Source organism: Campylobacter geochelonis, from assembly GCF_013201685.1.
GTDB lineage: Bacteria > Campylobacterota > Campylobacteria > Campylobacterales > Campylobacteraceae > Campylobacter_B > Campylobacter_B geochelonis.
Genome location: NZ_CP053844.1, coordinates 38,072 through 61,536 on the forward strand (window position 1 = coordinate 38,072; position 23,465 = coordinate 61,536).

Here is a 23,465-nt window from a genome sequence, read left to right on the forward strand (position 1 = left end):
TATAAAAATAATCTAAAATAGTGACAAATTTTTCAAAACCACAATTTTATCGATTTTTCAAAACTAAAAGCCAAATTTAGCAAATTTATAAAATCTCTTTTTAACACCAAATTTAAAAACTCATCTGTCCATTTTACTGACTATTGCTACGCTTTGTTTGCTATTATTTTATAACCATGCGGGTAAAAGTATAAATTTCTTAAGCTAAAAGAGTGTAAAAATAATCGCTTAAAAAATAAAATCTAAAAAGAGATTTGTAAGCGTTATATTGGATTTTTCAAAACAGTTAATTATAGTATTATAAACTAAAATATATGCATAAAATTTAAAAATAGCAAATTTCGCAATAATCTTTATAGCAAAATGGCTTATTACAAGATACAATAAAATCATGCGCAAAAACGCACAAAATTTATTTAACGGTAATTTTATGGTTTAATTTTTGCATGCATATATTTGACAGCGGTTGTATGTAAAAAGAGTTAAAAAAGCTGATTTTATATAAAAATCTAAAAAATATTGCAAAAAAATTATCATATTACAAACTGACAACTATAAATTCTTAGACAAAATTAGCTTATAAATAGTCAAATGAGTTTTTCAAAGCGACTAAAAGCTAAATTTACAAGCAAATTTACAAAACTAAAAATGCTAAAATTCAAGTACAAATTTAAGCAAAAAGCTTCACCGCCGCTTTCTTAAACCAAATTTGCACTTAAATAAACAAATTTATTTGTTAAACAACTTGCCTAAAAGTCCGCCAAAAACGCCTTTTAAGTTGCTTTTTTCCATCTCGTTATTAACAAAGTCGTTGTAGCTCATTTTTCTATCTTTTAACATCTTCATCAAAAGCTCTTCGCTCGCTTCCATTCCGCCGGTTTTCTCAGCTTCTACTAGCTCTTTATACATCGGTTTAAGGCTTTCGATTGTAGTTTTTGAAGCAGCTCTTCTATAGGCTATATATCCTGTTATTTCGTTGGTTTTTTCATCTCTTTCTATCTCGAAATTTGTTATAACCCAGTAGTATCTGCCATCTTTTGCTAAATTTTTTACAACAGCCATGATGTTTTGTCCGTTTTGGATTCTATCCCACATCATTTTAAAGATGATTTTTGGCATATCGGGATGTCTGATGATGTTGTGAGGTTTTCCCACTAGTTCGGACTCTGCGTAGCCTGAGACTTTTACAAAGTATTGGTTGGCAAAGGTGATAACTCCCTTTGTGTCGGTTTTAGAAACTATATACCTTTTAGAATCAAGTTCTATCTCTAAATTTAGAGGTTTTGGTTTGTTAAAGCTTACAGCCATGTTGATACCTTATCTTTTAAAATTTTTACTATTTATTAGTATAGCATTTATCAGCTCATCATAGTCACTTTTTTTGTATCTAGCTAAAATTTTATCAAATATTTCGTTACTTAACTCCATTCCGCCAAGTTGTTCTGCGTAAGAAAGCTCTTGATAAATGCCACTCATAATTTTTTTAACTTCGTTTGGAACGGCTTGTCTGTAAGCTGTGAATGATAGAACTTTGTTTGTTATAGGGTCTTTTACAGACTCAAATTTAGTACTCACCCAGTAGTAGCTGCCATCTTTTGCTAAATTTTTTATAACAAGCGTGATGTCTTTATCTTGTGCGATTCTATCCCAAAGCATTTTAAACACAAGTCGTGGCATATCTGGATGTCTGATGATGTTATGGCATTTACCAACTAGCTCATCTGGAGTATATCCGCAAATGCTAGCAAAATATGCATTTGCGTAGGTTATAACGCCTTTTGGATCTGTTTTAGAGACTATGTATCTATTTGGATTTATCTGTATTTCTACATCTTTTGGCATGGGACGATTAGATGATATTTTGTCCATTTTAGCTCCTTTTTGACGAAATTTATCTTTATTTAAAAGTTAAATTTATAAAAATTTAGTTAAATATCTTGTAATAATATAATAAAATAACTTAATATCGTATAATAAATTATACTAATCAATAAATATTGTCATAATTAAATTACATTTTTACTTATAATTTATAACTACCATAAAAATGCAAATTTAATCCTCGCTTTGGATATATCTTTTTCTTTTTACCTCTTTGATTTTGGTGATATCAACGAGGATAAAACCATCGGTGCAGTTTTCAAAGTCCACGTCAGTGCCAAAGTCTAAAAACAAAACCCCATTATCGTCGCAAAGCTCGCTGTATTGCTTATAAAGTGTTGGGACAGAAAGATTATAATGCCCTAAACTCTCTTTTAAAATTTTAAAATCTTCTTCATAATTTTGTCCGACAAAAAGCTCATTTAACTCTTTAAATTCATTATGACCTATGAAGTATCGATGTTTTGAAGTTACCATTATTTGAGGAGCGCTGAAGTATTTTTTATAAAAAAATACCATCATATCGTGCGCCGTTTTTGGATAAGCGCCGCTTATGCTAACTGGACCAAAAAGATATCTAGTTTGTGGGAATTTTCTAACATACGCGCCTATGCCATACCACAAGTAATCAAGTGCGCGCGTTCCCCAGAATTTAGGTTGGACGAAGCTTCTGCCAAGTTCGATTGAGTTTTCAAAAAGTGGTTTTGCATTTTTATCAAATTCAAAAAGTGTTTGAGTGTAAAGCTTTTGCGTATCGTAAGTCGGCTTTATAGCGCTACTTTCTCCAAGTCTGTAAGCTCCAACTATCTCTTTTTCCACTTCATCAAACAGTACAAGATGTTTGTAGTATAAATCAAACTCATCTATATCGCAACTCTTGCCAGTTCCCTCGCCAACTCGCCTAAATGTAAGCTCTCTAAGCCTTCCAATTTCTAAAAGAAGTGGTGAATTTGGCTTAGTTTGGCATAGAAAAATCGCTTTATTATCTCTTGTTTTGCCTAGTTTTAGACCGGTTAAAACTTCATCATTTACATCGTTTGGATTGATTTTTTTGATTAGGCATTGTTGTGTTTTAAAGATGGCTTTTTTGCCTTTTCCTATGTTATAAAGGTGCTTTTGAATAAGTTTTAAAGTGTTATTTTCAGATGTGATTTCTGGCATGATGAGATTTTGGTATGGTATCATTTCGCCGATTTTTATACTTATGCTTCTGTTTTGTTTATTAAACAACTCATGCCCTAGTAAAAGCCCAGCTAAAGGTTTATATATCATAGAAACGGCGTAAAAAAGTGGCGAGTTTCTACCACGAATAAAAATAGGAACAATCGGCGCTTGAGATTTTTTAGCAAATCTTAAAAACCCGCTTTTCCACTTTACATCTTTTATGGCTAACCCTCTTGCGCGAGAAACCTCTCCAGCAGGGAAAATGATAATCGCGCCTTCGTTTTTCAGATGAGCATCTATGGCGCTTAAGGTGCTTTTTGAGCTGTGATTTGAAATGTTATCAACTGGTATAAACATCTGATTTAACGGCTTTATTTCCATTAAAAACTCATTTGCGATGATTTTTACATCGCTTCTGATTTTGCCTATTAAATTTAGTAACGAAAGCGCGTCAAGTGCGCCAAGTGGGTGGTTAGCGATAAAAATAACACGACCGCTTTGTGGAATGTTTTCTAAACTAGCATTGTCGATTTTATAAGTAAATTTAAAATATTTCAATGTAGCATCGATAAATTCGACATTTTTAAGGGCTGAATGATTTTGTAAAAAATCGTTAATCTCATCTTGATAAAACAGTTTTTTGACTATTTTGACTACTAAATTTGATATAAATTTAGGATATTTTTCAAAAAAAGTTGGGATTTTTTCCCTTAAAATCAGCTCAAAATCTATCATCTCTCACTCCAAATTTGACTGAGCCATTTTATCATATATTTACTACAAATGAGAAACCAAGAGGCTAGCTTAAAATAACGCTGATTTCTATTTTTAGCCAAATCGCACCAAAATTTAAGTTAAGTTTGTTTAGGATTTACACAAAGGTTATATACTAAAAACTTCGGTAATAGGAGAATTTATGAGTATCTATGAAAATTTACTAAACGAAAGAAAAAACGGCGTCCAAAACGGACTTTATCACTACATACAAATAATTTTTAGTTATAATTCTAATAAAATAAACGGCAACAAACTATCTCAAGTCCAAACTTCTCAAATTTATGAAAACAACTCTTTTGGTATAAATTCTGCCCAAATTATCAAAGTTAATGATATCTTAGATATCAAAAGTCACTTTCTTGCCTTTGATTTTATCTTAGATAATGTTGATATTTTAGATACTAAATTTATAAAAGAAGTTTATAAAAAGCTAAGGTATTTTGATGATGAAATTTGCTCTTGTCAAGAAAGCACAAAAGATTTGCTTAACGAGCTTGTTTTTGAATATAACGCGAAGAAAAATATAAATTTAAATGATATTATAGAGTTTTATTATAAATTTCAGTGCATTAAACCATATTTTAAAGATAGTGGCAGACTTGGGCGACTTTTGATGTTTAAAGAGTGCTTAAGAGCGGGCATTACGCCATTTATTATAGATGAAGAAAATATGACAACTTATTTACAAGCTTTGGCAGATTTTGAGTGCAAAAAGTTCGAGCTTATCGATACTTGTATGATTTTGCAAGAAGAATTTGCTAAAGTAGCTGAAAAATTTCAAAGTTAAATTTGTTAATATAAAATGATTTAAGTTAAAAAATTTATTAAATTTTGATATTTCAATGAAAGTCGAGCGAGTGAAATTTTAATCAGTTATTCAAAGCTATTAAGATTTATTTACTAAAATTATAGATTTTTGAACTTATATTAGTAAAACTAAAAATTTAGTAAGAAAAGTTGCATATCATCAGATATTTAAGCGCTTTATTAAGATAAAATAACTTTCGCTAATGTCTTGATTATGAGATGTGTTTATATAAATTTATCATCTTAAATTTTAAAAAAAAATAGTTAGTTTAGATACTATTTCTATGAATAATATTGATATTGTTGAGCCTTTAATTAAATTCCAAAATTTAGCCATCTCATCGCAAGCACCAATACGTTTTAACTCGCACGCTTTTTTATAAAGCTAATATGCTTTTGTATTGTCTTTATTAAACGCGCTAGTTTGCGTCATCTGGAAGTATTTGCCACCCATGTTTGAGATGGATAAATTTATAAATGCTAAAAAGATTATGAGTGATTTTATGGTAAATCTTTTATAAATTTAGTCTATATCTTAGCTAAATTGTCTGCTAAATTTGGAGTGAAATTTAGAATTTATTATTTTAAAACAAAAGTGATATAATAAATGATTCAAATTTAGCACAAGGAGATTTTATGCGAAGCGATATCATCAAAAAAGGCTACACTCGCACCCCACACCGCTCACTTTTAAGAGCAACTGGGCTTAAAGATGAGGATTTTAACAAGCCATTTATCGGCGTTGCAAACAGTTTCATAGAGATAATTCCAGGACATTTTTACCTAAATAAATACTCTGAAATTATAAAAGATGAGATAAGAAAAAACGGCTGTATTCCATTTGAGTTTAACACAATAGGCGTTGATGATGGCATCGCGATGGGACATAGCGGTATGCTTTACTCTCTTCCAAGCCGCGAAATCATCGCAAACTCTATAGAAACTGTGATGAACGCTCACGCTCTTGATGCGATGATAGCGATACCAAACTGCGATAAAATCGTCCCTGGTATGATAATGGGCGCGCTTCGTGTGAATGTTCCAACGCTTTTTGTAAGTGGTGGTCCGATGAAAGCTGGAATCGATGAAAATGGCAACGCGCTTGATCTAAACTCCGCATTTGAAGCAGTTGGCGCGTATGAAACAAAGAAAATTGATGAAAAAGAGCTTTATAAAATCGAATGCGCGGCATGCCCAAGTGGGGGAAGTTGCTCTGGAATGTTTACAGCAAATTCGATGAATACTTTGTGCGAGGCGATGGGAATCGCGCTTGAGGGAAATGGCACGATTTTAGCGCTAACGCCCCAACGCGAAGAGCTAATGAGAAAAGCAGCTCGTAGAATTTGCCAAATCGCCCTTGATGAACGCTTTAAAATACGAAATATCCTAAACGAAAAAGCCGTTAAAAACGCGATGGTTATCGATATGGCGATGGGTGGAAGTAGCAACACGATACTTCATATGCTTGCGATTTCTCGCGAAGCTGGTTGCCCACTAGATATAAAAGAGCTAAATACGATCAGCAAAAATATCGCTCATATCGCTAAAATCGCGCCAAGTTTGCCAAGCGTGCATATGGAAGATGTGCATAAGGCTGGTGGCATGAGCGCTGTTATGCGTGAGATTTCGCGCCGTGATAATGGGCTTTTAAGCTTAGATAATCTAACTGTTAGCGGCGAGACTTTGGGCGAGAGGATAAAAGATGCGAAAATTTTAGATGAAAGCGTGATTCATAAAGTCGAAAATGCCTACTCAAAAGTCGGTGGTTTGGCGATTTTGTTTGGAAATTTAGCCGAGCAAGGGTGTGTTATAAAAACAGCTGGAATTATCGGTGAGCGTAAATTTAGTGGTCGCGCGGTCTGCTTTAACTCTCAAGATGAAGCTATAGCGGGCATTAGCGGTGGTAAAGTTACAAAAGGCGATGTGGTAGTGCTAAGATATGAAGGTCCAAAAGGAGGTCCTGGTATGCAAGAGATGCTAACTCCAACAAGCTTAATTATCGGTCGTGGGCTTGGTGCTGATGTGGCGCTAATCACAGATGGACGTTTTAGTGGCGCAACTAGAGGACTTTGCATCGGTCATGTAAGCCCAGAAGCGGCTGAAGGCGGTATGATAGGGCTTTTAAAAGATGGCGATATAATTGATATAGATGTTGATACTTACTCGATAAATGTTCGTCTTGATAAGGCTGAAGTAGCAAAACGAAAAGCTGAGTTTAAATACGCTGGCAAGCAAGTTAGCAGCAGATGGCTAAGACAGTACCAAAAGCTTGTAACAAATGCAAGTAACGGGGCGATTTTAGAGGCGTAATTTATAATATAACTATGAGTTTTTATAAATTTGCATTATAAAACTTTGATGATTAAGTTAAATAAAAGGTAAAAATGAAAACACTGCTTATAAACGCTCATCCTAAATTTGATGATAAATTTAGCTTTTCGCATATGCTAGAAGCTAAATTCAAAGAAAAATTTGAGCTTAAATTTGATAAAAAGTTGCTAACACAGCTAAATTTATATGGCGAAGCGATACCGTGCCTTGATAAAGAGATGTTGGATTTGTTTGAAAATCCAAAAGAAAACGCGCTATCAAAGCGCATGGATGCGATAATGGAGCAGTTTTTAAGCCATAAGCGAGTTGTTATCGTTATGCCACTTCATAATTTTAATGTAACAAGTCGCTTTAAAGATTATATGGATAATATCCTAATCGCACATAAAACATTCACTTACAAAAGTGGTGGTTCAGTGGGACTTATGAATGATGATAGAAAAGTTTTGTTGCTTCTTTCTAGTGGTTCGCTTTATACAGATAGCAGCAGATATGAAGCGCTTGATTTTGCCTCAAGCTATATAAAAGCGATGTTTTGTGAGATGATGGGATTTAACGAATTTAGTCTAGTTAGGGCTGAGGGCACATCTTTAAGCAGGTTTAGCAAAGAAGAAATTTTAGACAAATCGTATGCAAATTTAGACGCCGTTTTTGATAAATTTTATCTGCAGTTGCAAGAAATTTAGTTAAATTTAAAAGATAAAATTTGGATTAAGGTTTTTAGTGTGAATGAGTTTGATAAATTTGGTTTAAAGTAGGTATAATTTGGATATTTTAAGGAGTTGATTTTGTTTTTTTGGCAATATATAGAGCGTCGTAATTTGGAAAAAGTTAAAGATGAAATTATAGAAATTTCAAAACTAAAATTTGATGATGAAAATGATGAAATTCCGCTTGATTTTGATTTAGAAGAGATCAAAAATGAGTTAAATTTGACTCACAGCGAGTACCGAAAAGCCTTGCTTGATGTCGAGTGGATAAAAGATAAGCCTGAGCGATTTTATATAAATAAATCAAAAATTATTGAGCTACTAGAAGAAGAAAAAAATATAATAGAAAATTATATATGTTCAAAAGATAGTGATGAAAAAACTGAATTTTACAAGGATTTTATCAAATCTGAGAAAAATTTATTTGATGTTTATGAGTCTGATTCTAACTTCGCTGAGAAAATTTCAAAAGTAAATTTGCTATCAAGAAGTATAAATTCGCTAGAATTTACCTTCTTAAAATTTATAGATAAACTAAAAAATGGCTATTTTTTAACCATTTTGTTGGTTGTTTCTGCGATATTTTTTGTATTTCCATACTATGCTAAGATAAATTCAGACTTAAATATGGCTATAAGCTATGATAATTTTGTATTTATAAATTTAATGCTTTATGGATTTTTTGTCTTGATATTGATGTTTATTTATATATTTTTTCAAATATTTATGCTCTATAATATAAGTAAACATAATAGTAAAGCACTGAATTTATTTTTTATTTTCCCAAATTTATTTTTATTAACCCTGATATTATTGCCATTATTTGATTATTTAGCAAAAGAATTTTTACTAATAAATTCGCTAGGTTTTGAAAACACTTTTTTACCAATCCTTATTTTATACACACTATCTTTTTTCATTTGGTGTTTATCTTGCAAAGATGTGAAGTATTTATCAGATAAATTTTTAGCTTTTTTACTTATAGTTTTATTTGATATATTAGCTATATTTTTTGCATATATTAATTTTAAAGAAGAAAATTTCTTTGGATATATAATATTATTATTTTTAATCTTTACTAGTAGAATTTTAGCATTTAAATATATTTTTAATTATAAATTTGTTTTGAGTGTGGTCACAATTTTTACACTTATTTTTATTGTATATTTATTATGTTAAGGCGTTTTGTAAGAGTCGCTGGGATAGCTAACTAGTAAAGAGAAATTACAGTTGATAGGAAATTTATGCCAAAAGAATATGCCGATATAAATATAACTGATTGTAATATTAAGCAAGATTTTTTCCCACAATTTTCATGTGTAGAACAGATCGGCGATAATGAAATAAAGCTAAGAAATGTACTAGTTGTAAGCGAAAAGATGATATTTACAAACTAAAAATTATAAGAAAAGATAATAACAACAGCATAATTTTTTCAATGCATAAAAGGCATATAAAAAACTAAATTTAAAGGATATTTTTGCGAAATCAACCAAAATATAACTTTTTTAAAAACACAAACTACGCCATCTCTGGGCTTTGCGAGATAGTTAAAAACGAAAGCTCGTTTAAAATCGAGCTTGTTATTATAGCTATTTTAAGTGTATGCTCTTTGTTTTTAAAGCTTAGCGTGGCGCTTCATATCATTTTGATAGTAAGTTTGCTTTTAGTTTTGCTAACTGAGTGCCTTAATAGCGCGATTGAGCGATGTGTGGACTTGACTACGACGCAGATTCACCCGCTTGCAAAAGCAGCAAAAGACGCTGGAAGTGCGGCAGTTTTTATATCTATTTGCATCACTGTTATCTCGTGGGGATTTGTGCTTTTTGAACTTATTTTTGGCTTAGCGTAAATTAAAACAAAATTTTAGCAAAACCACGCATTTTGATACGATAATTTTGAAAATATCTTTTAAATTTATGCTTATAAAACTTGACAAATCTTAGATAAGTCAGCAAAAACTCTTTTCATCATCGGTTATGCTTTTTTGATACGATAACTTTGCAAAATATCTTTTAAATTTAGACTAAAATTTTATACCTATAAAATTAGCTATTTTTCTGCTAGTAAAAATTCGTTTTATAAATCAAGATATATTTGATTGCGCCACAAAATGATAGAAAAATGATTTATTAAAATACTACGCGAATTTTTATACAAAATAGAATTTAAAATCAAAGAAATTTTTTTAGCTTATCTGGCAATTTGAGCATAAAAAAATATGATATTTCAAGCGATAAATGGTTTGATTTATGCTAAATTTTATAAAATATTATAGATTTTACACGATTGTATTTGCAAATTTAAAAAGCTACAAATGTATTTTATATAAAATTTAGTTTAAGTTTTTGTTAAAATTTGAGTCAATAAGAGTTTTAAAAGCTTTACACAAAGCAAAACCCGCAAAAAGCGGGTTTAAACTATTTATGCGTAGAATAGATATGTATAAACTGAAAGCACCGCAGCACAAGCTGTACATAAGATAATGCCAGATTTTACCATCTCGCTTTGTTTAATTAAACCAGTGCCAAAAACAATCGCATTTGGCGGAGTTGCAACAGGCATCATAAACGCACAACTTGCTCCGATTCCTATAACTATGGTAAGTGTTTCTGTTGGAAGACCAACTTGAGGAGCTATCGCTGCAAAAACAGGAACTAAAAGCGCCGCAGAAGCGGTGTTGCTAGTAAATTCTGTAAGAACGATAATAAAAATCGCAACTACAAATATGATAAGAAATTTCGGTGCATCACCAAAAATTCTAGCAACCTCTTGACCTAAAACCAAAGACGCGCCAGAGTCTTTTAAAATCGCACTTAAAGTAAGCCCACCACCAAAGAGCAAAAGCACGCCCCACTCTGTGTTTTTAGCGATATCTTTCCATGTAGCAAGTCCAAGCACAACGATAAGAATCGCAGCGGCAATAGCTATAAAAGCGTCTGATAACTTAACGCCTAAAAGCTCGCTTAACTGTTTAGAAAATATCCAAAATAGCGCAGTTACGACAAATAAAACAGCAGTGACTATCCTGCTTGTAGTCCATGGAACTTCCTCAACTTCTAGTTGAATCTTTTGTCCAAGATTTGGTTTTAAAACAAAATAAAGAACAATCAGCATAAGTGGGAAGAAAAGTAACATCATCGGCAAGCCAAGTTTCATCCAATCTATAAATGAAAACCCTAAAGCTGCTGAAGCGATAGCATTTGGTGGTGAACCAACGATAGTTCCAAGACCGCCTATACTGGCTGAGTATGCAATACCAAGCAAGATAAATACAAAAGTTCCTCTATCTTTTTCTTGATCTAAACTTGTAATCATACCAAGAGCAAGTGGAAGCATCATAGCAGCGGTTGCTGTGTTTGAAACCCACATAGAAAGTAGCGCTGTAACCGCACAAATAGCGACAGTTGCGATACCTAAGTGGTTTCCAGAAAGAGAGATGATTTTCATCGCTATCTTTCTATCTAACTTTTGGATGTGTAAAGCAGTAGCAAGTGCAAAACCTCCAAAAAACAAGTAGATAGTAGGATCGGCAAAACTTGTTAGCGCTTTTTTCATAGTTAAAGCTGTAAATTCACCAGTCTTACTAAAAGAGCCGATGCCTATGATAATGCCTATAATTGGGACCATTAGTGCCGTTATCGTGATATGAACTGCCTCTGTTAGCCATAAACTAGCGACAAAAAACAGCATCACAAGCCCTTTTTTAACGTTTGGTTCATAAGGCAAGATGTTATAAAGTATAAAAGACAAAATTGCCGCTACAACGATGATGATAAGCCCTCTTTTGGGGAAAGGCGTGTGCGCTGTAAGCTGCGACTCAACTTCTTGACTCATATTTTCTCCTTTGTATTAGTTTAATTGCATATAATATAAAATTTATCTCTATAAATAACTTAATCATTACTTTTTATCACAATTTTTATTTTAAATATTACTAATGGTAACAAATTTATATGCTTGTGGGAATACGGATATATTTCATAAAGCCATATTTGCTTGAATTGACTTGATAATATAAATAAATATTTAATATTTTGTTACAAATACCTTTATTTTTATTGTTGATTTTAATCAGCTTTTGATATAATATTTTAGTTTATAATGTTTATTTTTGAAGTTTTAAACAAGGCTTATAGTTGTTTTATGCTTATGAAAATATAAATTTAAAACTATAATATAAATTTGAAAGGATAATAAATTTACATTATACATTATCACTTAAATTTAGCAACATAAAGGCGATAAATATTAAAATAAATTATATAAAAAGGAGTAAATATGAGTTGTGCGGTATATATCGATATCGCTGCTAAGCAAAACTACATCTTTAGTTCAAATAAACTTAAAGATATAGTCGGAGCTAGTGAGATTATCAGACAAGTCACAAACAAAGATTTAGAAAAGACTTTTGTTAAAAAATATCCTAAATTTAAAGAGCCAGATGGAAATTTTGGTGGCGGAAACGCTCTTTTGTTTTTTGATGATGAAGTAAGTGCTAAGGATTTTATCAGAATATACTCAAAACATTTGCTTGAGGCTTTTCCATCTTTAACTCCATATTTTTTACTCGACGCTAAATTTGATGAAAACAACTATCAAGAAAGTATCAACAAAACTCACGAAAAACTAGAAAAGCTTAAAAACAGCTATTTTCCACTCACTCAACCACTAAATTTAGGTATAGAATCGCTTTGTCCAAACAGTGATTTTCCAGCGATTGTCAAAGATAATAGCAAGAGTGGAAAGAGTAAATTTTACAGCAAATCAACTATGGCTAAACGAAATATGAGCGAAAAGGCAAATGCTAATTTTAATGAATTGTTTAATGATGTTTTGATTAATAAATTTAATGATAAGTTTTGCTTTTCACTAGAAATCGATAAAATAATCCACGATGAAAACTCCTACGCTGCTATCGTTCATATCGATGCAAACGAGCTTGGAAGTAGAGTTAAACAGCTTAAAAGTTTTAACGTTGCCAAAGAATTTTCACAAGTCGTAGATACAAATATGAAAAAGGCGATGGAAGAGACGATTAAAATCCTAGCTTCTAAATTTAAAAATGGAAAGTTTGATGGAGAGTTTTTTGATGGAGCAAATTTAGAGCTTAAAACAGATGATGATAAATTTATCTTGCCATTTCGACCTGTTGTTTTAAGTGGAGATGATTTGACCTTTATCAGCGAGGGGCGACTTGGAGTTTTTATAGCAAGAACATTTATAAATGAGCTTAAAAAACTGCCTTTAAATTTTGTTTCAAGCGATGATAAAAAACTCAAACAACCACTTTTTGCAAGCGGAGGAATCGCTATAGTCAAGGCAAAAACTCCGTTTTTTAAAGGCTATACCTTTGCAGAAGAGCTAACGACAAGCGCTAAAAAACTTCTTAAAGAAAGCACAAATAAAGATGAAAAAACGAGCATTGATTTTTTTATCCTATCTTCTGGAATTTTGGGCGAATTTGATGATGTTAGAAAGAGATATTTTACAAAAGATAGTAAAGAGCTTTATAATGGTGGTTATAGTGAGGCTGATTTTGCAAGGCTTGTCAAACTTATGCAAGAGTTAAAAGATATATCAAAAAACAAAATTATGAAGCTTAGAGATCTAGCTTTTGAAAGCGAAGAAAGCGTTAAAAAATATCTTGAAGTTTATTGTGATAACAAATTGATTAAAGATAATAAGCTTGAATTTAAAATGCTCGTAGAAGCCATAGAGCTGATGAAATTTTATCCGATTTTTGATGGCGAGTTTTATAAAGGAGAGCAATCATGCAAAAACAACTAGAAATTACGCTAAAAAGCAACGCTCTTATAAGCAATGGCGATGGATATGGGCTGGTTGATGTTGATTCGATTAGTGATGAGTTTGGAAGATTTTATATCCCAGCAAAACGTTTAAAAGGAGTGTTAAAAGAGAGCGCGACCGAAGTTTTAGAGATGCAAGGAAAACTAGATGATGAGATAAAAAATCAGATAAACAAGCTCTTTGGAACTTCTAAAGAAAAAGGCAAAATCAGCATAGAAAACGCTATCATAGATGAGAGCGAATTTCTTAAACGGCTTAGCATTTTTGGTAAAGAACGTGTAAAATCACTTAAATCTATGGTTATTAACCAAACTTCTATCGATGAAAATGGTGTAGCAAAGTCTGGAAGTCTAAGAAGGATGAGAGTCATAAAAAGTGGTAATAAATTTAGCACTAAAATCGAGCTTGAGGAAGATTTAAAAGATAAATTTAAAGAGTTGTTAAATCATGCTATAAAAAACTTAAAACGCCTTGGCAGTAGTAGAAACAGAGGTTTAGGCGCGGTTGAGTGTGAGCTTGTGCCGATAAAAGATAGTAAAAAATCACTAAATTTTAACCTTAAAAACAGCTGCATAGTTATAAATTTAACTCAACCAACCGCAATCACTTTAAAAAAAGGCGATGATTTTAATATCCAAACATACGACTATCTCCCATCAACCACGCTAAAAGGTGCGATTTTAGCAAAGCTTAGAAGTATAAAAAAAGATGATTTAGCAGATGAGTTTGAAAAAGCGATAGTAAAAAATGGCTATCTTTTTAAAGATAACAAAATTTACCGCCCTACTCCAAATATACTTGAAAAGTATAAATACGAAAACAGTAACGAAGCGCTTGATAAATTTAGCACAACAAACGGAAAAGAACCTGAAGCAAAATGCTCAAAACTAGGTGGTTTTTTCTATGCAGATGGCAAAACGATAGAATTAATAAAACCTAAAAAAGAGAGCTTTTTTCATATACAAAGAAGCAGAATTTCTCAAAGTAGCGATAAAGAAAACGGAGCTATTTTTACCTATGAATCTCTTTGTAGAGATCAAAGCTTTTGCGCTGAAATTTTATGCGAATCCACTCTTTTAGAAAAAGTTAAAACCGCTTTAGGAAGCGAGTTTGCCTTGCAAATTGGAAGATCTAAAAACGCTCAATACTCAAAAACGCAAGCATTTATAAACGTGGTTAATAAAGCAAAAGAGCAAAATTTAAAATCAAAAGCTTATTTGGTTTGTGAAAGCCCACTTATCTTGCTTGATGAATTTGGCGTACAAAGCCCAACTTTGGCTAACTTAAAGCTATATATAGACTCTTTGTTAGAGTGCGATTGTGAGATTGTCAAATCATCAGCTCGTTTCTCAAGACAGCAATCTTATAAGCTAAGCTATAAATGCAAGGTAAAAGAGACCTTAGGTTTTGAGAGTGCAAGTACGTTTTTAATCGATTTTAAAAAAGAATGCGATATCTCAAAGCTTGAAAAAGGGCTTGGAGAATTAGTAGAGTTTGGTTATGGGCAGGTTAGAGTATATGATGAGTTTAAAGACTTTGAATTTATAAATTTAAACGACAAAGAAAAATCAAGCATTATCGAAGAAGTTTTTGATAATCAAAAAGAGCTTTTGTTTAAACTTTTAGAGGAGTATTTTTATGAGAAGATGTGTTTGAACGGATTTAAAGAAATCGCAGTCAAAGACGAAAACATCACATCTAGCGAGTACTCTAGGCTTGAGAAAATCGTATCTTCATCATCAAAGCAAAAAGATTTAAAAGATAAATTAGAAGCTAAAAAAGAGAACAACACCAACGAACTAACAACCTTTAATCAAAAGATAAAAAACAAATTTATACAGATAAATGACTGGTTTGATAAAATTCCCGAATTTGATAGCGTAAAAGATAAAATCAGTGAAAATTTATACAACGAATTCGTAGATAGTCGTGGATATGAGCTTCAAAAAAGATTTCTAATCAGCCTTATTAGATACCACAGAAACGTAAAAAAGGATGTAAAATGAGCCAAAATCCAAGAATAACAAAAAAATTTGTCTTAAAAGCCACGCTTATAAACAAAACAGCATTTAGCATATCAAGTGGCGAGGGCGAGTTTATAGATAGTATTGTAGTTAAAGATGCAAATGATAAACCTTATATCCCAGCAAGTTCGCTTATAGGAGTTTTGCGAAGTGAGTGTAATAAATTTAGTCCAAACAAAACAGCTTTTGATGAGTTTTTCGGAAGTGGAGATAAACCAAGTGCGATTTGTATAAATGACTCGAGTTTAAATGGAAACGGCGAGATAAATTTGCGAAATGGTGTGAAAATAGATCCTAAAACAAACATCGCTAAAGATGGCGCATTATACGACTTTGAGTGCGTTGTAGCTGGGAGTGAGTTTGACTTTCAAGCAGAGCTTACACTTCGACAAATGCACGATGAAAAGGCGATTTTAGAGATTTTTGATACGCTTTGTTGTCTTATCAAAAATGGCTTTAGCATAGGCGCAAAGACACAAAATGGACTTGGAAAAATCAAATGCAAAAAGCTTGAAATTTGTAAATTTGACTTCGCAAATGATAAAAATGCCTTTGAAAACTATATAAATGCTAAATTTAGTAATAACTATGAGCCAAAATTTAAGCCTGAAAAGCTTTCAAACACAACTGAAATTTCACTTAGCTTAAATATAATAAATTCACTTCTCATAGGCTCAACTCCAGATGAAAAAAGCGACGCAGATGTAGTGAGTCTTAACGAAAATGGCGAGTTTTTACTAAGTGGCACAAGCCTAAAAGGAGCGTTGCGAAATCAAGCTTTAAAAATCGCAAACACCTTTGCTAAGGGCGATTTGGTTGATGAGCTTTTTGGTTATATAAGCGAAGATAAAGAACAAAAAGCTAAAAAATCGCGCATAAAAGTTAGCGAAACACAGATAAATAAAGCTGTTAGAAAGCTTCACCAACGTATCAAAATCGATCGTTTTAGCGCAGCGACAATCGATGGCGCACTGTTTGATAGTGAAGCTATTTTTGGTAGTGATGATATGCTTGTAAATTTAGAAATCACTAATGCTTCAAAGCAAGAGTTAGGACTTATCTTGCTTACGTTAAAAGACCTTTGCACGGGCTTTTTAGCAGTTGGAGGCAATAAAAATATCGGGCGAGGCGTATTTAGTGGCGAGATAGAAAAAGTCCTTCATAATGGCGAAGATTTAAGCAAAGATTATGAGCGCTTAAACGCTTTTGCAAGCGAGTTTAGCAACGGAGGTGCGAAATGAATGATAAAATAAGAGTAAATTTAGACAAGATTTTCTTTGAAAATTTAAAAAACAGCTTAGTAAATGAGATAGAAGATGGTTGGGGAATTTTTTGGTTAAAAGATGAGATAAAATTTGCTAAGATTGCCCATAAAAGAGCTGAATTTTATGATAATTTTAAGCTAAATGAAGATGAGATTTTAGAAGCTAGAATTTTTAACAAAGATAAAGAAATTTATCTTTTTAGGCGTTTTGGCGAGCTAGAGGCTTGGCTTATGGATGATGAAAATAAAGAGAAAGAAGATGATTTTCTTGAAGAAACTATCAACTTGCTTGGCTCAAATCCAACGCCACTAAAAGATGGCTTTTATAAGCTAGAAGCAGAGAGTGGCTCAAGCTTCATACTTCCACTTGATAAAGAGTACAAAACTGTACAAATCGTCCGCAGAAACTATCTAGTTATAAGCGAAAATTCTCAAGTTTCTTATGGGGATTTTAGACTTGTAGAGATAAAAGGAGAATAAGATGGTAAATCAAAATAATAAAACACCAAAAGCAGTTACTTATGACGCTCATGCACCATATAACTTTGTTCCATTAAATGATAAGGTTGTAGAATTTGATAAAATTTTGGATTTAAAGCTTGATAAAGATGAAAATTTAGAGTCAAAAGAAGATAGCGAAATTTATGGTTTAAGCAAGTTTCATGATGGCGCAAACAGTGGATTTATCGAGCTTGAGATAGAGGCTTTAACTGCGATTTTTGTTGGAGATAGTAACAAAAATAGCACAATGTTTTACAACATTAACAACAACTACCAAATTCCGGCAAGTTCGCTTCGCGGTATCATAAAAACTCTTGTAGAAGTTGCTAGCTACTCTAAATTTATGACTTTTAATGATAGTAGGTTTTACTTTCGTGATGTGGCTGGAAAATCAGGCAATAGTCTTAAATCTATTTATTCAGATAAATTAGTTAGACTAGTTATATCAGAAGAAACCAATACAAAAAAAACAGAACCAAAGTCAGAAGCTGGTTTTTTACAAAAGATAGATTCAAGACATTATCAAATAGTCCCAGTTAAAATGGAAAAACGACTATATATTGATAAATTTGGCACTGATTCATACAAATATCCAAAAATGAAAATTGAATATACAAATAAAGGATATGAAGTTTATTCTGGGTATATGAAAAGTTTTAAAAAAGACAAAAAGTCAGGAAAAAAAATTGATACAAGTAAAAAGCATTATTATGAATTTAATTTACCAGATAAAAATATACAAGCTTTTACTGTTCCATATGAAACTATTAAATTATACAAAGAAGATAATCTTAAACAACAACCGCAAAGAAAAAGAAGTGGTTTTATAAATTTATTAGATGAATTAGAAAAATATACAAAAAAATACCCACATGGAGTTCCTTGCTTTTACATAAAAAATGAGATTAAAAACGAGGTAGAGATTTTTGGACATACGCCGTATTTTCGTATCCCTTATTCTAGAAAAATCTCCTCTTCTATCCCGCTAGAACTTAGAAATAAAACCAAATTTGACCTAAGTGAAGCTATCTTTGGAAAAGAGACGATAATAGCAAGTAGAGTGTTTTTTGAAGATGCGAAGCTAAAAAGTGAGGCTAAATTTGAAAAAGAGGAAAATCTTATCTTATCAAGCCCAAAACCAACTTCGTATAATCTATATCTTGAAAATACAAATTTAAACAATATTTCTCAAATCAAACATTACGATAGCCCCGAAAGCAAAATTCGTGGTTATAAATTTTATCATCATAAAAACCATCGATACGAAAATACGCCACAAAGCAGCATTACAAAAACAGTCAAACCACTATCAAAAGGAGCAAAATTTAAAGGTAAAATTCGCTTTGAAAACTTAAGCGATATCGAGCTTGGAGCGTTGCTTTTTGTGTTAAATTTACCAAAAAACTGCCAGCATAAAATCGGCATGGGCAAACCTCTTGGGTTTGGCAGTATTGATATAAAAACGACTTTAAAGTTGGTTGATATCAAAGAAAGATATGCAAATGTTTTTGATACAAAAGGTGGATTTTATCAACCGGTTAAAAGTGGCATAGATATGAGTTGTTTGAAAAAAGAATTTGAGAAATTTATCCTTGAAAAAATAGACTCTAAAAACACTTCGCTTTGGGATGAAGACAGGCTTAAAGAGTTAAAAGTTATGCTTGATTTTACGAACAAAGACAAGCTAAAAAACAGATCATATATGGAACTTGATAGCTTTAAACATAAAACAAAAATCCTACCACGCCCAAGCGAACTATAAAAAAAGGACTAAAATGAGAAAAATAATATCGTTTTTACAAACTAACTCAAAGAATAAGAAATCACAATATCATATTGGTGAATGTGAAGAATTTATCACTAAAGAGAAGTTTTACACATCAACAGATGCTTTAGTAAATTCAAAAAAAAGAATAGATGCTGAATTTATCTTAATAGGCAAAGAAAAGGATTTTAACAACATATCCAAGCTTGTAGAAAATCCTCCAAAATTTACTAAAATCACCTACACCCAAAATGCTTATGAAAAACTTTTTAATGATATTGCAAAAGCCATAAATCATAACGAGCTTGATAATAAATCATATCAAAACGATTATGAAGTTATCATTGATATTACTCACTCATCAAGGGATAATGCATTCATCGCGGCATTAAATATGCTTTTAAACAAGCTTAAGCCAGAACTAAAATATAAAATAACAATTATCCAAGCAAGATATATAGAAGATAAAAAAGAAGAATATGAATTTGTAAAACTTGACCGCTATATTAAAATTATGCAATCCTCTTTTGCTTTACTTAGTTTTAAGCAGTATATAAAAGTTCCAAATTTGTCTATCGATGATGATTTTTATAAAAATCTTAAACGATTTAGTGAAGCATTTTTATCTAATCAAATAGATAAATGTCAAGATGACTATACTGAATTAAAAAATAGTTTAAAAAAAGAAAAAAATGGCGAACTAGCATATTTATCCGAATTTATCGATGATATTTTAGGTGATTTAAGCTTTTTTGATGAGATTACAAATCAAACTCCAAGATATCAAATATACTTTAATGTGGCTGTATTTTTACACAAAAAAGGATATTTTTTAAACTCATCACAGTTTTTAATCGAAGCTATTCCATTTTATATCTATGATTGTTTAAAAGAATTTATAAAATACAAAAATAATAAAAAGATTAATAAAGATATAAGTAAGCTATGTAAAAACTTTTTATTTGGCAAAATATATCGAGATAAACAGCTATCTTGTTATTTTAATTTTGGTGGGAATGATGAATTTATCTATAACATCTACTTTGATAAATTTAATATTTTAAACAATCTTAGAAAAAATATAGGCGGTATCAGACACAAACTTACTCATATTGAAGAAAACTCAGATGTTTCACAAGATGATTTAAAAAAACAAATAGACGAATTTCGCGAACAGATAATAGACAATGATATTTTAAGAGATTTATCGACTAAAGAGTGCAATATTCAAAATTATACAGCTTATAAATTGAAAGAATTTATAGAAAAAACTAATAAAAAAATGAATTCTCAAATACAAGAAAAGAATTTTTATGATATTTATATCAAAACTTACATTGAAAATGATTTAGCTAAAAATAAAGAAATTTTTGAATTCTTTGATAAAAACAAAAAAGAGGTTCAAACCTTATATAACAATATTAAGAAAGAAAAAATTACCCAAATTTACGATGAGAATTTACAATGAAACTTCTTCTTTTATTTTCGCACTCTCTAACAAACGAGCAGATTAAAGATGCAAAAAACTCGCTTAAAATCACTGAATTTATATCTCTTCCGCAAGATTTACAAGGCCGATTTTCTCAAGTTCCAGCCGAACTTGAGAGTCTAGATGAGTTTGCTAAACCATTTTATGAGTTTATCAAAGCAAGTGCAACAAAGGGCGATTTTGTCTTGGTTCAGGGCGATTTTGGGCTTAGTTATAAGCTAGTTGAGTTTTGCAAAAGAGCAAATTTAAAACCAGTTTATGCCACTACAAAACGAGATGTTGTTATAGATGAAGATGGTGTAAAAAAGAGCATTTTTAAACATGTTAAATTTAGAGAATACTAGATGTTTGAAAAAACTTTGGAGCAAATTTTAAGCGATAAAAACATCCAAATCGCTCTAAATTCGCTCAAAAAAACTGCTCTTGGCATTGATAATCTAAGCGAGTTAAACGAGCATTTTATACACAAGCTAAAACAAAGTTGCCTAAACCAAACTTATGTTCCAGAGCCGGTTTTGCAAAAACTTATCCCCAAAAGCGATGGCGAAAACTATCGCAAGCTAGCCATCTCATCGCTTAAAGACAAACTCATACAAAAAGTCCTTGCAAACGAGCTTGCGTGGTATTTTGATAAGCATTTTTCGGATAAATCCTACGCTTATAGACCGGGAAAATCTTATAAAAATGCTATTTTTCGTTTGCGAGATTTTCTAAGAGTAAAACCATATTTTGTCATTAAAAGCGATATAAAAGATTGCTTTGAAAGCATAAATCATAGCAAGTTAGTAGCGCTTTTGGCTAAATATATCAAAGATAAAAGAGTGCTAAATTTGGTAGAAATTTGGATAAAAAATGGTATTTTTAACCGCCAAACTTACATCAAACACTCTAAATTTGGTATCCATCAAGGCGATGTTTTAAGTCCGCTTTTAGCTAACATTTATCTTAACCAAATGGATAAATTCCTAGAAACAAATAATGAAATTTTCATAAGATATGCCGATGATTTCGTGATTTTAGCAGATGATGAAAAGTTCGTGCAAGCTAAGATAAATTCTTTAAAAACTTTTCTTTCTACTATAGATTTATCGCTTAAAGATACCAAAACAGCCATATATTCGCCAACTCAAAGTTTTGAGTTTTTAGGAGTTAGTTTTTATGGTTCAAATTTAAGCATAAATGAAGCTAAATTTGACAAAATTCAAGAAAAAATTTACGCTCTATCTAAAAGCAATGATTTTAAAACAGATTTTAACTCATACATAGTCCATCTTCAAACCATATCTTTAAATCTTATTAAAACCGACCAAACACAATTAAAACGCTTTATATATGCACTTAAAAAATGCGTTAGTTTGTATATAAAAAACAAAACCACGCTTAAAACTCGTCTTGAAATTTTTACTTTTTTAGATACATTAAATTTTGCTTTAAATTTCAAATCAAAGGGCGAAAAAGATGAATTTTATAACCAAATTTATGCCCTAACGCGTGAAAAACAGGCGTTAAAAGCAAAACCTCAGCCAAATCCACAACACGTGCTTAACAAAAAGAAAAAACACTATTTAGAACAATTTGCCCAAAACTCACTTTTGCACATCTCTACGCCACACTGTTTTCTTGGTGTTAGTAATGTAAACTTTGTCATTCGCTACAAAGGCAAAGTCATCTTAAAAGTTAGAATAGATCAAATTCATCAAATCATCATCGCTTGCGATATTTCTCTTAGTACAAACGCCATAAAAGCGGCTACTAAAAGAAATATCAGCATAGATTTCCTTGGCTTTAACAACCAAATTTATGCCAGTCTTTTTTCTCATACAAGCACCATTACTCCAGCTTACAAAGCTCAAATTGATTTTTTAAACTCACCAAATTCGCTAAATTTAGCCAAAGAATTCATTAAAGCCAAAGCTACAAACCAGATAAATTACCTAAAATATCTTGATAAACACTATAAAATTCTTGCTTCAAACATAGATAAAATGCACAAAAATCTCAAAAAAGCACTCATCAGCGCCACTACTACAAGCGAACTTATGGGCTATGAAGGAGCTATATCTTCGCTTTATTTTGACGCTATCGCCTCCACGCTAGAAGATAAAGAGTTTAAACGAGTAGGAAAAGGCGCGACTGATTTGGTAAATTCTCTTTTAAATTATGGCTATGCCATACTCTATAGCACGGTTCAATCAGCCCTTATAAAAGCTGGTTTGTATCTAAATATCAGTTATTTTCACGTAAGCGCTAAATTTAGCCTTAGTTTTGATTTTATTGAGGAGTTCAGAGTTGTCGCGGTTGATAGAGTGGTTTTTACGCTCTTGCATCAAAAAACAAAACTTAGTTTAAAAGATGGTTTGTTGGATGTGCCAACTAAGAAAAAACTCACTCAAAAGGTAGCTCTTGCTCTACTTAGCACGCATAAATACAAAAATGAAGAGCTAAATTTAGAACAAATCATACAAGCTCAAGCCTATCTTTTACGAAAGCAAATTTTTAACGAAGCCAAATACAAGGGCTTTTTAGTCCGTTTTCAAGGATAACTATGCACTATATCATCTGTTATGACATCGCCCAAACCAGACGCCGAACCCGCCTTGCCACGCTTCTTGAAGCTATAGGAACAAGAGCCAACAAATCAGTCTTCGAAGCTAAGCTAACAGCAAAAGAGCTTGAGATTTTTATAGCCAAAGCAAAAGCTATCATCGAGCCTAAAACAGATAGCGTTTTGATATATCCTTTGTGTTTTGACTGTATGATAAAATCCTTAAGTCTTGGACAAAAAGGGGTTTTTGAAGTAAAAGATAGCTTTGTTTAAGAGCTATTTGGTCGCTTTTGATTTGTAAATTTTACGAGTTACATCGTGCTATATAAATTTGATTATCTATAAATTTTTAAACACGGTTTTTATTTTTGGTTCCGCCATGATTTCAATATATTT

Annotated in this window: 19 protein-coding genes; 15 read left to right on the forward strand and 4 right to left on the reverse strand. The window is 31.7% G+C overall.

Features of this window, described 5'->3' with window-relative positions:
- Window positions 1-729: 729 nt before the first annotated feature.
- The 3 genes from CGEO_RS00210 to olsF form a co-directional block, all read right to left on the reverse strand.
- Window positions 730-1,308, reverse strand: coding sequence for a PAS domain-containing protein (locus CGEO_RS00210; RefSeq protein ID WP_075494314.1), 579 nt, complete (start codon window positions 1,306-1,308; stop codon window positions 730-732).
- Between the two features lie 9 nt (window positions 1,309-1,317).
- Window positions 1,318-1,869: a PAS domain-containing protein gene (locus tag CGEO_RS00215; RefSeq protein ID WP_075494313.1), complete on the reverse strand. Its 552-nt coding sequence runs from the start codon at window positions 1,867-1,869 to the stop codon at window positions 1,318-1,320.
- 186 nt (window positions 1,870-2,055) lie between these two features.
- The gene (gene olsF / locus CGEO_RS00220; protein WP_075539962.1) at window positions 2,056-3,780 is read right to left on the reverse strand and encodes a bifunctional ornithine lipid synthase OlsF; all 1,725 of its coding nucleotides are present in this window, start codon (window positions 3,778-3,780) and stop codon (window positions 2,056-2,058) included.
- A 181-nt stretch (window positions 3,781-3,961) separates the two neighbouring features.
- Between olsF and CGEO_RS00225 the strand changes: the two genes are divergently transcribed.
- The 6 genes from CGEO_RS00225 to CGEO_RS00250 all read left to right on the forward strand — a co-directional run bounded on the left by CGEO_RS00225 (window position 3,962) and on the right by CGEO_RS00250 (window position 9,522).
- A complete protein-coding gene (locus CGEO_RS00225) occupies window positions 3,962-4,609 on the forward strand; it encodes a Fic family protein (protein ID WP_075539961.1) in 648 nt (215 codons plus the stop codon).
- Window positions 4,610-5,265: 656 nt separating this feature from the next.
- Entirely contained in the window at window positions 5,266-6,939 is a 1,674-nt protein-coding gene (ilvD, locus tag CGEO_RS00230) for a dihydroxy-acid dehydratase (RefSeq protein ID WP_075539960.1), read from the forward strand.
- Between the two features lie 74 nt (window positions 6,940-7,013).
- A complete protein-coding gene (locus tag CGEO_RS00235) occupies window positions 7,014-7,646 on the forward strand; it encodes an NAD(P)H-dependent oxidoreductase (protein WP_075539959.1) in 633 nt (210 codons plus the stop codon).
- A 102-nt stretch (window positions 7,647-7,748) separates the two neighbouring features.
- On the forward strand, window positions 7,749-8,849 hold the full coding sequence (locus tag CGEO_RS00240) for a hypothetical protein (protein WP_075539958.1): 1,101 nt from the start codon (window positions 7,749-7,751) through the stop codon (window positions 8,847-8,849).
- A 65-nt stretch (window positions 8,850-8,914) separates the two neighbouring features.
- Window positions 8,915-9,067 carry a hypothetical protein gene (locus CGEO_RS00245; protein ID WP_165590146.1) on the forward strand — a complete coding sequence of 51 codons (153 nt, stop codon included), beginning with the start codon at window positions 8,915-8,917 and terminating at the stop codon, window positions 9,065-9,067.
- An 83-nt stretch (window positions 9,068-9,150) separates the two neighbouring features.
- On the forward strand, window positions 9,151-9,522 hold the full coding sequence (locus tag CGEO_RS00250; RefSeq protein WP_075539957.1) for a diacylglycerol kinase: 372 nt from the start codon (window positions 9,151-9,153) through the stop codon (window positions 9,520-9,522).
- Window positions 9,523-10,094: 572 nt separating this feature from the next.
- Here the strand turns inward: CGEO_RS00250 and CGEO_RS00255 are convergent.
- The gene (locus CGEO_RS00255; protein WP_075531251.1) at window positions 10,095-11,507 is read right to left on the reverse strand and encodes an SLC13 family permease; all 1,413 of its coding nucleotides are present in this window, start codon (window positions 11,505-11,507) and stop codon (window positions 10,095-10,097) included.
- A gap of 444 nt (window positions 11,508-11,951) precedes the next feature.
- On the opposite strand from CGEO_RS00255, the gene CGEO_RS00260 reads away from it, so the two are divergent.
- From CGEO_RS00260 to cas2, 9 genes are read left to right on the forward strand one after another with little or no spacing between them, the layout of a single operon-like run.
- Window positions 11,952-13,460 carry a hypothetical protein gene (locus tag CGEO_RS00260; RefSeq protein ID WP_075539956.1) on the forward strand — a complete coding sequence of 503 codons (1,509 nt, stop codon included), beginning with the start codon at window positions 11,952-11,954 and terminating at the stop codon, window positions 13,458-13,460.
- Window positions 13,445-15,487: an RAMP superfamily CRISPR-associated protein gene (locus tag CGEO_RS00265; protein WP_075539955.1), complete on the forward strand. Its 2,043-nt coding sequence runs from the start codon at window positions 13,445-13,447 to the stop codon at window positions 15,485-15,487. The genes CGEO_RS00260 and CGEO_RS00265 overlap by 16 nt, the downstream gene beginning before the upstream one ends.
- Complete coding sequence (locus tag CGEO_RS00270) at window positions 15,484-16,746, forward strand: RAMP superfamily CRISPR-associated protein (RefSeq protein ID WP_075539954.1); 1,263 nt, start codon at window positions 15,484-15,486, stop codon at window positions 16,744-16,746. The genes CGEO_RS00265 and CGEO_RS00270 overlap by 4 nt, the downstream gene beginning before the upstream one ends.
- Complete coding sequence (csx19, locus tag CGEO_RS00275; protein WP_075539953.1) at window positions 16,743-17,249, forward strand: type III-D CRISPR-associated protein Csx19; 507 nt, start codon at window positions 16,743-16,745, stop codon at window positions 17,247-17,249. The genes CGEO_RS00270 and csx19 overlap by 4 nt, the downstream gene beginning before the upstream one ends.
- A gap of 1 nt (window position 17,250) precedes the next feature.
- Entirely contained in the window at window positions 17,251-19,032 is a 1,782-nt protein-coding gene (locus tag CGEO_RS00280) for a TIGR03986 family type III CRISPR-associated RAMP protein (RefSeq protein WP_075539952.1), read from the forward strand.
- Window positions 19,033-19,045: 13 nt separating this feature from the next.
- Entirely contained in the window at window positions 19,046-20,503 is a 1,458-nt protein-coding gene (locus CGEO_RS00285) for a hypothetical protein (RefSeq protein WP_075539951.1), read from the forward strand.
- Window positions 20,500-20,868 (forward strand): CRISPR-associated protein Csx20, encoded by a 369-nt coding sequence (gene csx20, locus CGEO_RS00290; RefSeq protein WP_075539950.1) that lies wholly within the window; start codon window positions 20,500-20,502, stop codon window positions 20,866-20,868. Before CGEO_RS00285 ends, csx20 begins: the two co-directional genes overlap by 4 nt.
- On the forward strand, window positions 20,869-23,067 hold the full coding sequence (gene cas1, locus CGEO_RS00295; RefSeq protein WP_075539949.1) for a CRISPR-associated endonuclease Cas1: 2,199 nt from the start codon (window positions 20,869-20,871) through the stop codon (window positions 23,065-23,067).
- A gap of 2 nt (window positions 23,068-23,069) precedes the next feature.
- Window positions 23,070-23,342 (forward strand): CRISPR-associated endonuclease Cas2, encoded by a 273-nt coding sequence (cas2, locus tag CGEO_RS00300; protein ID WP_075539948.1) that lies wholly within the window; start codon window positions 23,070-23,072, stop codon window positions 23,340-23,342.
- The last annotated feature ends 123 nt before the right edge of the window (window positions 23,343-23,465 follow it).

Excerpts from the sequence above, each read along its gene's own strand:
- CGEO_RS00210 (WP_075494314.1), bottom strand. The coding sequence starts at position 1,308 with ATGGCTGTAAGCTTTAACAAACCAAAACCTCTAAATTTAGAGATAGAA.
- CGEO_RS00215 (WP_075494313.1), bottom strand. The coding sequence starts at position 1,869 with ATGGACAAAATATCATCTAATCGTCCCATGCCAAAAGATGTAGAAATA.
- olsF (WP_075539962.1), bottom strand. The coding sequence starts at position 3,780 with ATGATAGATTTTGAGCTGATTTTAAGGGAAAAAATCCCAACTTTTTTT.
- CGEO_RS00225 (WP_075539961.1), top strand. The coding sequence starts at position 3,962 with ATGAGTATCTATGAAAATTTACTAAACGAAAGAAAAAACGGCGTCCAA.
- ilvD (WP_075539960.1), top strand. The coding sequence starts at position 5,266 with ATGCGAAGCGATATCATCAAAAAAGGCTACACTCGCACCCCACACCGC.
- CGEO_RS00235 (WP_075539959.1), top strand. The coding sequence starts at position 7,014 with ATGAAAACACTGCTTATAAACGCTCATCCTAAATTTGATGATAAATTT.
- CGEO_RS00245 (WP_165590146.1), top strand. The coding sequence starts at position 8,915 with ATGCCAAAAGAATATGCCGATATAAATATAACTGATTGTAATATTAAG.
- CGEO_RS00255 (WP_075531251.1), bottom strand. The coding sequence starts at position 11,507 with ATGAGTCAAGAAGTTGAGTCGCAGCTTACAGCGCACACGCCTTTCCCC.
- CGEO_RS00260 (WP_075539956.1), top strand. The coding sequence starts at position 11,952 with ATGAGTTGTGCGGTATATATCGATATCGCTGCTAAGCAAAACTACATC.
- CGEO_RS00265 (WP_075539955.1), top strand. The coding sequence starts at position 13,445 with ATGCAAAAACAACTAGAAATTACGCTAAAAAGCAACGCTCTTATAAGC.
- CGEO_RS00270 (WP_075539954.1), top strand. The coding sequence starts at position 15,484 with ATGAGCCAAAATCCAAGAATAACAAAAAAATTTGTCTTAAAAGCCACG.
- csx19 (WP_075539953.1), top strand. The coding sequence starts at position 16,743 with ATGAATGATAAAATAAGAGTAAATTTAGACAAGATTTTCTTTGAAAAT.
- CGEO_RS00280 (WP_075539952.1), top strand. The coding sequence starts at position 17,251 with ATGGTAAATCAAAATAATAAAACACCAAAAGCAGTTACTTATGACGCT.
- CGEO_RS00285 (WP_075539951.1), top strand. The coding sequence starts at position 19,046 with ATGAGAAAAATAATATCGTTTTTACAAACTAACTCAAAGAATAAGAAA.
- csx20 (WP_075539950.1), top strand. The coding sequence starts at position 20,500 with ATGAAACTTCTTCTTTTATTTTCGCACTCTCTAACAAACGAGCAGATT.
- cas1 (WP_075539949.1), top strand. The coding sequence starts at position 20,869 with ATGTTTGAAAAAACTTTGGAGCAAATTTTAAGCGATAAAAACATCCAA.
- cas2 (WP_075539948.1), top strand. The coding sequence starts at position 23,070 with ATGCACTATATCATCTGTTATGACATCGCCCAAACCAGACGCCGAACC.